This window comes from Microcoleus sp. CAWBG58 (genome assembly GCF_020883045.1).
Lineage (GTDB): Bacteria > Cyanobacteriota > Cyanobacteriia > Cyanobacteriales > Microcoleaceae > Microcoleus.
Genome location: NZ_JAHRFA010000104.1, coordinates 12,642 through 20,941 on the forward strand (window position 1 = coordinate 12,642; position 8,300 = coordinate 20,941).

Here is an 8,300-nt window from a genome sequence, read left to right on the forward strand (position 1 = left end):
TTCATGGATGCCGACTAAAGTCCTCACTACTAACCAATCTTATCAGGTTTGTAGTGAGGACTTTAGTCCTTCATGGATGCCGACTAAAGTCCTCACTACTAACCAATCTTATCAGGTTTGTAGTGAGGACTTTAGTCCTTCATGGATGCGGACTAAAGTCCTCACTACTAACCAATCTTAAGTCCAAATAATATTATAAGTAAGTCGTATTTTATCTAAAATATAAAATCCTATGGTGAAAGGTAGACGAATTTTAATCGGCGTTAGTGGCGGGATTGCGGCTTATAAAGTTTGCGAAGTAGTTTCAACTTTAGCAAAAGCTGGATCTGAAGTTAAAGTGATTCTGACTGATGCAGCCGGGGAGTTTGTCACGCCTTTGACTTTTGCTACTCTTTCCCGCCATCCTGCTTTTACTGACAAGGATTTTTGGCAAGCAAATCACGGCCGCCCGCTGCACATTCAACTCGGAGAATGGGCGGAAGTTTTTGCGATCGCTCCCCTGACTGCTAATACTTTGGCTAAGCTGGCGGGGGGTTTTGCTGATAATTTGCTGACTAATACTGTTTTAGCTTCTACTTGCCCGATTTTGCTGGCGCCGGCGATGAATACTGATATGTGGGAACAGCCTGCGGTGCAGCGGAATTGGCGGGAAGTGTTGACTTATCGGCGCTATCATGCGGCGAATCCGGGGGCGGGAATGCTGGCGTGCGATCGCGCGGGTGTCGGTAGAATGGCTGAACCTCATGAGATTTTGCCTCATATTGAGTCGCTGTTGTATGCTAAGGGCGATCGAGATTTAGCCGGTAAGCGGGTGTTAATCAGCGCGGGAGGAACCCGAGAACACCTCGATCCGGTGCGGTTTATCGGCAATCCTTCCACCGGCAAAATGGGGATTGCTTTGGCGCAAGCTGCACTGCATCGTGGCGCGGCTGTGACGCTGGTACACAGCATAACTGGGGAATTGCCGCTGTCTGGTGTACGGGCGATCGCAGTTACCAGCGCCGAAGAAATGCGGCAGGCGATGCTAGAATCCTTTCACGATGCCGATTTGACGGTGATGGCGGCGGCGGTGGCGGATGTCAAACCAGTCGATCGCAGTCATGAGAAATTGCCAAAGCGATCGCTCCCCAATTCTTTACCGTTAGCACCCGTAGCCGATATTGTGGCAGAGTTGGGGAACTTGAAGCAGCCGCACCAAAAACTCATCGGCTTTGCAGCACAAACTGGAGATATTGTCAAGCCTGCGGTGGAGAAATTGCGGGCTAAGAAGCTCGATGTAATTGCCGCAAACCCGATCGATCAAATAGGTGCAGGTTTCGGCAGCAATACCAATCAAGCAATATTAATTAATACCGCCGGCAAGCAAGTAGAAATAGCACCTTGCAGCAAGCTAGAAATGGCTCACCGGTTGTTTGATTTTGTAATGGAAGCATAAGGCTAGTAGTAAGGACTTTAGTCCTTCTTGACTAAACGCAAATAGAAAGGACTAAAGTCCTCACTACGAACCTAATAAAGTTCTTATAATAAATTTGCTGGTTCCGGGCATAATTCTGATTCGATAAAAGTCGTTGATTCCGACTCAGCCGGCAACTCAATATTTGCGATCGTAATTTCTAGTTTAAATCCCAAAGCTTCGAGCAATTCTACCAAACTGTAAATTTCCGAACCGCCACTTTCAGTCAGCATCCGATCGAGTTTTTCGTGAAGTTCTTTTGCTGACTCCGAAAGAGCATTCATCCTGATTCTAGCCTCAATCACATTTCTGATGGCATTTCTCAGGAGTGCGGGTTCAGGGTCTTTTTCTTCCAAAATAGCCCCGATAAAACCACCAGCGTGTTCGGCATCTTTGAGCGATTCAATTAGGGACTCGTAATAGCTATCGCTGGTCGGCATTTTCATTTCTTTCATAGTCGGCTGAATACTCCTTCGCTTTGAGAATATCTTGTTTTTGGGTACTTTTATCACCACTACAAAGCAGAAGCACAATTGTCTCTCCTACTTCTCTAAAATAAATCCGGTAGCCCGGACCGTAGTTGATCCTGAGTTCAAAAACTCCTTCTCCTACTGACTTATAATCCCCCAAGTTGCCAAGAACAACTCGCTCAAGTCTTGCATCAATCTTAACTTGGGCTTTGCCATCTCGCAAGGAATAGTACCACTCTAAGAACGGAATCCTGCCATCGGGTCGGATGTAACGTCGAATCTCACTCTCGTTTTACTTCCATAATTTTATCTTAATTCTTGGCCTATTTCTATCATAAACGCGATCGCCACCGCCTTCCCCAAGCAAATCATACTTAAGACAGATGTATGCGATCGCCTTTCAGGTAAACTTTGTGCAGGAAAGAAACTTTGATTAAAACAGGGAATTGTGAATGAACTTAAGAGCGATCGCACAAACCAATCTACTATTCGGCAGCTTGATAATTAGTCTCGGATTGCAAACACTTCCAGCCGCAGCCGCAGTCACCGACGCCCAAGTTTCCGCCCTCGTAGAAGCCCTGCGACAAGCCGCGCCGCCGCAAACCGCAAATGACGGAATGTACAGTCAGTGGCAAGTTTTACCGAATAATATTTCCCGTTGGGCAAAATTCTGTACCAAACAAGATTTAACACCGCAACAATTTGAAGCCGACACCACAAAAGCCAAAACAATTGTTACCTGTATCGTCGGCGATTTGCTGCGCGACGAATACAAAGCTAGCAGCAACAATGAATTAACCGCTATCCGCCGCGCCGCTTGCTGGTGGATGACAGGAGAATCCGCAGCTTGCAAAAGCGGCGCAACTGCTACTTATGCGGATAAAGTCGTCAGCGTTTACCAGCAGCAGCGGGCTAAAAAGTAACGTTTGTACTGCGGGATTTAGATTTTTTTGACCGCAGATGGACGCAGATGGTTTTGTGCTGATGGACAGATTAGAGCAATTTGATATCAAATTCAATTATCCTATAAGCGCCAAAGATTCTTGAGAACATTAATCTGCTCTTTCTGCCGTCGAGCGATTACTTCTGGCGTCCATTCCTGTTCCCGCAGCACTTGAGTAGTAAGTGCAAAGGGTGAAACACCTGTTTTAGTGGTGAAATACTTCTGTTTTTTCACATCAAAATCATAATTTTGTGCCAGAGTGTTTTTCGCACAAGATAGTAAAACTAAGTTGCCAAGACGATGTACATATTGAGCGTGCTCTTGCTGATTAGCAAACCACTTCATCCACTCACTATTAGCACCTGGATTTTGGGGAAGTACGTGCTCGACAGTAATGTTGGAGAAGTTGTAAGATGCTTCGCCTTCTGACAGAGCAGCATCTAAGCGCACCAAAACATAACGACGAATTTTTGGCATTAGGTAAAGGTCACTATCGAGGACTCTAAGGATATTGTTTGACTCTTCAGGAGTAAACTGAAGCGGTGAATAGGAATTGAATAAATCTTCCTCTTGCTCAATAGCAGTAAGCAATCTACTGTAACGTTCTATGCGCTCATTAATATTGGCGCGGACAATCATTAAACCTGTGGCAAGGCGGTCTAAATCTATAAAGAAACGCACCAAATTATCGGGGTTATGACGGTTACGGTTGCGAGATAGGTAGAGAATGGCAGGTGGTACCCAGTCAAAATTATCAATTTTGTTTAACCATTTAAATAGTTGATTAATTTCCTCTGCACGCGCCTCGCTTTCATAGGTTGAGTTGTAAATGTCCGAAAAAGCCTTAGCATAAGGAACTAAAATTTCATCAATGAATTGCTGAGGCCCAGCCGCAGGATTGATGTTTTCTTGAAACTCTTTAAGGATACTCTTGCTAAGTTTTTTCTTTTCCTTAATCATGCGAATATGAGAAAACAAATCTTTGAATAACTCGCGTCCCAGATTCTCCTCGGTATCTTCCCACTTTTTAGTATATTTTTCTTGTTGGCTTTCCGGTATTTTTCCGATAATGTCGGCTTTCAAGATATCAGTTATGGAGAGATCCAATCCCCTGTTATTCAACACAGAAAATATCCGATACGCCGAGTCAAAGTCAGGCGTAGAAACCACTACTAAGTAGCACTGGGTAATGATAAACTGGGCAAGACGTATATGCTGGGATTCGGCGAGAGTCTGCAAACGTTGCAAGAATAAATGTGCATTTTCTTTAATAAGCTTCTGACTATCCATCAGCTCAGCAGTGTTTAATTCTTGGAGCTTGTTAATACCACCTTCATTTTGAATATATGTCTTGAAAAAATCTGCATCTCGCTCGCGCAAAGTCAGACGGTAACGATTAGAGATATTCGCGATTAAGCTGCCTTTTTGGTATAGATAAGTGGTCAAGTCATTGGCGTGTTCTGTTGGCAATGATGCCCTGAGAGCAGCTAGTAGTATGGTGAGAGTCGTTAGACGTTGCTGACCATCTACAATTTCAGCGGCTGGCTGCTCCGATTTGATCAAAACAATACTGCCTAGAAAGTAGGGGTTGAGTTCATCAATCGTCTCGTTACCATCTCCCAAGAATGTTAGCAGGTCTTCCAGCAGTTCCCCAGCTTCCTCCTTTGTCCAAGCATAGGGACGCTGGTAGAGGGGAATGGTGAACATAAAGTCATCGCTAAAGATTTTTTTAATCGGATGTTGTTCACCCTTGATGCTGACACGGTTCATGCTTGGTTCCTCTGTTAGGTGTGCTTGGTAATTGCTTCCCGAAAGTCAATTTTCCCTGTTGCTAGAATACCATGCTCAAGCTTGGAAAGGAGAACTCTCAACTTAGCCTGTGCAGGCTGGTTCCATTCGTCGCGCCGCAGATGTCAATCTGCGGCTGAATCACCCATTTTCTGCCTGACTTCTCATCAACTTTTGCACGCTACCCAACGCCCGATTTAATTCGTAACTCTTTCTTTCCGAATTTTGCAAAAAAGCCTGCTGTTCTTCCTCAATCATCAACACATCCTGCCGCACCAAACCATCTAATAACTTTTGAGCAGCACCAAAACAACTATCTTTGATAAACTTGCGAAACCACACAGGCAATTTGTGCAGCCGCCAAAACGCATTTAATGAGGTAAAATGAATTAAATAAGCGCGAGTTGCTGTCTCGCTTACCGGGCAAACCAAGCAGTAAATCTTAAAGTCGCTTCCCAATGTTGAAACCCAGTGCGGGTAAACATAACTCACATCAAGCGGTTCCGGGTGCAGTCGGCGCAGAGACTTAAAAAACAACTGGGAAATTGACCAAATTTTATCTATTTTGTAATAACTTTGCGCCTGATAGCGAGCTGTTACTTGATGCTCGTCTTCTGCTAAACTATCTAATACCGGATTTGCCCAAGCTTGCCAATCATCGTGCAAGTGTCCGTGGTACATATCCATCAAGTTTTCAATTAAAAATGAATAGTGCGCCTGACAGTCGATGACTGATACTGTGGCAATATAATTGAGATTTTCCCACTCGGGCAAATCCAATAAATCTATTTTTTCGGATTGGGTTTCGTCGCCGGGAAACAGCCAGATAAAACCGTTTTGCTCCTTGACTGGATAGGAGCGAATTTTGCAGTTAGGTAGCTTTTGGTTTTCTGCTAAATAATCGACTTCGGCGCATTCTCCGCTGGCATTTAACCGCCATCCGTGGTAGGCGCATTCGATTAAATCGCCTTTAACTTTGCCGTGGCTGAGTTTAACTTGTCGGTGCGGGCACCTATCTTCTAAAGCGTTGATTTTGCCTGCACTGTCGCGGAAAAGCACGATCGCCCGATGCCACAATATCGCAGCTAGGGGCTGACTCTGTACCTCTGTGCTGCGGGCGACTGCATACCATTGCTCCAAATTAATGCCCAACTCGCGGATGTGAGTTTTTTGTACCCTTGCAGATACCGATTCGATCGCATTATTTTGCATTACAAATTTTCCCAAATTACGCCCATAGAACAACCCAATCTTACAAAATAACAGCCGGGAAAGCAACGGCCGTAAATTCTTTTAAATCTCCCTTCTGACAAATACCTGTCGTTTGCTAAATGCTTCAACCAGCTTGGCGACAATCTAAATTTCAACAATCTTAAAGCATCGCGAAATCCGTATTTAGAACAATCGGGAATAAAATTTCTGATTGCACCTATGATGTAGCCGAGGGTGGCTGGTGTTTCGACTTCCGAGACATTATCTAAAAAGACAATTTTACCCTGGCGGTTTAACAAGTTCTTAATGCCTGAGAGGGCGACGGGTAGGTTGGGTAGGTGGTGAAAAGTGGCGGCACTAACTATTAAATCAAATTGGCGATCGAACGCTAATTGACTGGCATCCATTTGGATGTATTCGATATTGGGGGCTGAGCGTTTTTGACTAGCAATAGCCAGCATTTTTGCTGATAAATCTACCGCCACTACACGCTCGTAATACTTAGCTAATTCCCAAGCCAGAATGCCAGAACCGCAGCCAATATCTAATGCTGTACCTTTGGTAGAAGACAGATTTTTAGTAAAAAAATCATTCTGGCTTTCCAAGGTGGCAGCGAAATCGTATTCTGTTGCAAAATCATCAAACGTTACAGATTTATTGGGAATTTTCCAGTTACTCTTCAGCATTTATTCTTGCTTTATACTCATTCAACATTTTACCCGCAGATGCACCCAAAGCCACGCGGATGTTTTTTTTCCCAAGCTCTGACTTTTCTCCTCAGCGAAACCACACCCACAAACCGTAACTCATCTGAATTGCTAGTAATATTACCAACAAACTCAGGAGAGCGATCGCTCCTAATCCTCCGAAAAGACCTACAATTAGTGTCACAACCGCCGCAGCTAACTTTAAGGCAGGACTCCATATCGGGTGAGCGGGTTCGTCCTCATCTCGGCGCAAAGTGGTTTCCAGGAGAGCAATCACAGCCAAAGAAATCGCTAAAGAACCGCAAATTAAGCACTGCACGTTCAAAGGCAGCACTGTTGCTTTCGAGGCAATCATATTGTTGATTCCCGCCGCCGTTGCTGTCACCGACATTACCAACGGCATATGCAAATATCCCCAAGCGAATACCCAACCAGTTGCAGGTTTTGGAGGTCTGCGAGCGACAAAATCAAAGTATATCCACCAGATACCGAAAGTTAGCGTCATTCCCAGAATTCCAGTGATGGCATCGGCGAAATTAAAGTGTTCTTTGGCGGCTAATCCTTGAACTACGGTGATTACGGCTTCCCCCAAAACTATAATCATAAATAGTCCGTATCTTTCGGGAAGTCTGGAACTGCTAAATTGGGGCAGTTTTGCTTGGTGTTTGACGGTCAATATCGGGGTATTGATATCGATAAATAAGCCTATTACCCACAAGATAAAACGTGTTGGGGGAGGCACGAAAACGGATAAGATAAAAAGAGCGATCGAAATACTAGAACCCATGACAAACCGTTTGGCTGTCGGGCGGAAACTAGGTTGGTGGTAGCCTGCCCGCCACCAGAGAACAGTTAAGATCGATCGCGCAAATACGTAAGATAAGGCAAAACCCACAGAGGTTTCTCCTAAACCGTGGTGGGAAAATACCGCCAATCCCGCTACCGACAAAATTAGGAGAAATGTAAACAAGCGATTTTCAATTCCTTCTGTCTCAAACCGCTCGTTATAGTAAGTTGCACCGATCCAAACCCACCATGCGGGCAAGAATAGCAATGTGTATTTGCCCGCGCCTGCCCAAGAAACATCGATCGCCAAATTGTGCGACAATTCGGCAATAACTACTACGAATACCAGGTCAAAAAACAGTTCCAGCCAGCTAACTTTCCGGTGCAAGTGCTGTTCTTCGTCGGTGCGGATTTGCGGTTTTTGCCACCAGATTCTTTTAGCCATAAACCAATGTTTTGTGTGCTAATTTCACTCTAAATAAAATAAAAAGGTTCGTAGTGAGGACTTTAGTCCTTCTTTTCCTGAGGACTAAAGTCCTAACTACGAACCAGTTTTTGTTAAGGTTCGTAGTGAGGACTTTAGTCCTTCTTTTCCTGAGGACTAAAGTCCTAACTACGAACCAGTTTTTGTTAAGGTTCGTAGTGAGGACTTTAGTCCTTCTTTTCCTGAGGACTAAAGTCCTAACTACGAACCAGTTTTTGTTAAGGTTCGTAGTGAGGACTTTAGTCCTTCTTCTCCTGAGGACTAAAGTCCTAACTACGAACCAGTTTTTGTTAAGGTTCGTAGTGAGGACTTCAGTCCTTCTATGGATGCGGACTAAAGTCGAATGGCACTGAAAAAGGCTTAATCACCTTCGTAGTTTAGCTTTCAAGACAGAGCGAGGTTCTTGCATTCGAGGATACGGTTTCGGCCTTCGTTTTAAAACTCTGGGTTCAGAACG

Annotated in this window: 9 protein-coding genes; 3 read left to right on the forward strand and 6 right to left on the reverse strand. The window is 44.5% G+C overall.

Annotation, left to right across the window (positions count from 1 at the left end; genetic code table 11):
* Window positions 1–181, forward strand: a 181-nt coding sequence (locus tag QZ918_RS29340; RefSeq protein WP_293341669.1) for a hypothetical protein, incomplete at its 5' end; no start/stop codon positions are given.
* A gap of 51 nt (window positions 182–232) precedes the next feature.
* The gene (coaBC, locus tag QZ918_RS29345) at window positions 233–1,435 is read left to right on the forward strand and encodes a bifunctional phosphopantothenoylcysteine decarboxylase/phosphopantothenate--cysteine ligase CoaBC (RefSeq protein ID WP_293341672.1); all 1,203 of its coding nucleotides are present in this window, start codon (window positions 233–235) and stop codon (window positions 1,433–1,435) included.
* Between the two features lie 83 nt (window positions 1,436–1,518).
* Here the strand turns inward: coaBC and QZ918_RS29350 are convergent, their stop codons facing one another.
* The gene (locus QZ918_RS29350; RefSeq protein ID WP_367275467.1) at window positions 1,519–1,893 is read right to left on the reverse strand and encodes a helix-turn-helix domain-containing transcriptional regulator; all 375 of its coding nucleotides are present in this window, start codon (window positions 1,891–1,893) and stop codon (window positions 1,519–1,521) included.
* Window positions 1,877–2,203 (reverse strand): type II toxin-antitoxin system RelE/ParE family toxin, encoded by a 327-nt coding sequence (locus QZ918_RS29355; RefSeq protein WP_293341689.1) that lies wholly within the window; start codon window positions 2,201–2,203, stop codon window positions 1,877–1,879. Before QZ918_RS29355 ends, QZ918_RS29350 begins: the two co-directional genes overlap by 17 nt.
* 172 nt (window positions 2,204–2,375) lie before the next feature.
* Between QZ918_RS29355 and QZ918_RS29360 the strand changes: the two genes are divergently transcribed.
* Window positions 2,376–2,846 (forward strand): hypothetical protein, encoded by a 471-nt coding sequence (locus tag QZ918_RS29360; protein ID WP_293151416.1) that lies wholly within the window; start codon window positions 2,376–2,378, stop codon window positions 2,844–2,846.
* Window positions 2,847–2,947: 101 nt separating this feature from the next.
* Here the strand turns inward: QZ918_RS29360 and QZ918_RS29365 are convergent, their stop codons facing one another.
* The 4 genes from QZ918_RS29365 to QZ918_RS29380 all read right to left on the reverse strand — a co-directional run bounded on the left by QZ918_RS29365 (window position 2,948) and on the right by QZ918_RS29380 (window position 7,804).
* The gene (locus QZ918_RS29365) at window positions 2,948–4,636 is read right to left on the reverse strand and encodes a DUF262 domain-containing protein (RefSeq protein ID WP_293341678.1); all 1,689 of its coding nucleotides are present in this window, start codon (window positions 4,634–4,636) and stop codon (window positions 2,948–2,950) included.
* A 159-nt stretch (window positions 4,637–4,795) separates the two neighbouring features.
* Window positions 4,796–5,866: an aromatic ring-hydroxylating dioxygenase subunit alpha gene (locus tag QZ918_RS29370; RefSeq protein WP_293341681.1), complete on the reverse strand. Its 1,071-nt coding sequence runs from the start codon at window positions 5,864–5,866 to the stop codon at window positions 4,796–4,798.
* A complete protein-coding gene (locus QZ918_RS29375) occupies window positions 5,866–6,552 on the reverse strand; it encodes a class I SAM-dependent methyltransferase (protein WP_293341684.1) in 687 nt (228 codons plus the stop codon). The genes QZ918_RS29370 and QZ918_RS29375 overlap by 1 nt, the downstream gene beginning before the upstream one ends.
* A gap of 91 nt (window positions 6,553–6,643) precedes the next feature.
* A complete protein-coding gene (locus QZ918_RS29380) occupies window positions 6,644–7,804 on the reverse strand; it encodes a low temperature requirement protein A (protein ID WP_293341686.1) in 1,161 nt (386 codons plus the stop codon).
* Between the last annotated feature and the right edge of the window lie 496 nt (window positions 7,805–8,300).

What these genes read in the sequence shown, in the direction of transcription:
- coaBC (WP_293341672.1), top strand. Translation starts at nt 233, where the DNA reads ATGGTGAAAGGTAGACGAATTTTAATCGGCGTTAGTGGCGGGATTGCG.
- QZ918_RS29370 (WP_293341681.1), bottom strand. Translation starts at nt 5,866, where the DNA reads ATGCAAAATAATGCGATCGAATCGGTATCTGCAAGGGTACAAAAAACT.
- QZ918_RS29350 (WP_367275467.1), bottom strand. Translation starts at nt 1,893, where the DNA reads ATGCCGACCAGCGATAGCTATTACGAGTCCCTAATTGAATCGCTCAAA.
- QZ918_RS29360 (WP_293151416.1), top strand. Translation starts at nt 2,376, where the DNA reads ATGAACTTAAGAGCGATCGCACAAACCAATCTACTATTCGGCAGCTTG.
- QZ918_RS29380 (WP_293341686.1), bottom strand. Translation starts at nt 7,804, where the DNA reads ATGGCTAAAAGAATCTGGTGGCAAAAACCGCAAATCCGCACCGACGAA.
- QZ918_RS29375 (WP_293341684.1), bottom strand. Translation starts at nt 6,552, where the DNA reads ATGCTGAAGAGTAACTGGAAAATTCCCAATAAATCTGTAACGTTTGAT.
- QZ918_RS29365 (WP_293341678.1), bottom strand. Translation starts at nt 4,636, where the DNA reads ATGAACCGTGTCAGCATCAAGGGTGAACAACATCCGATTAAAAAAATC.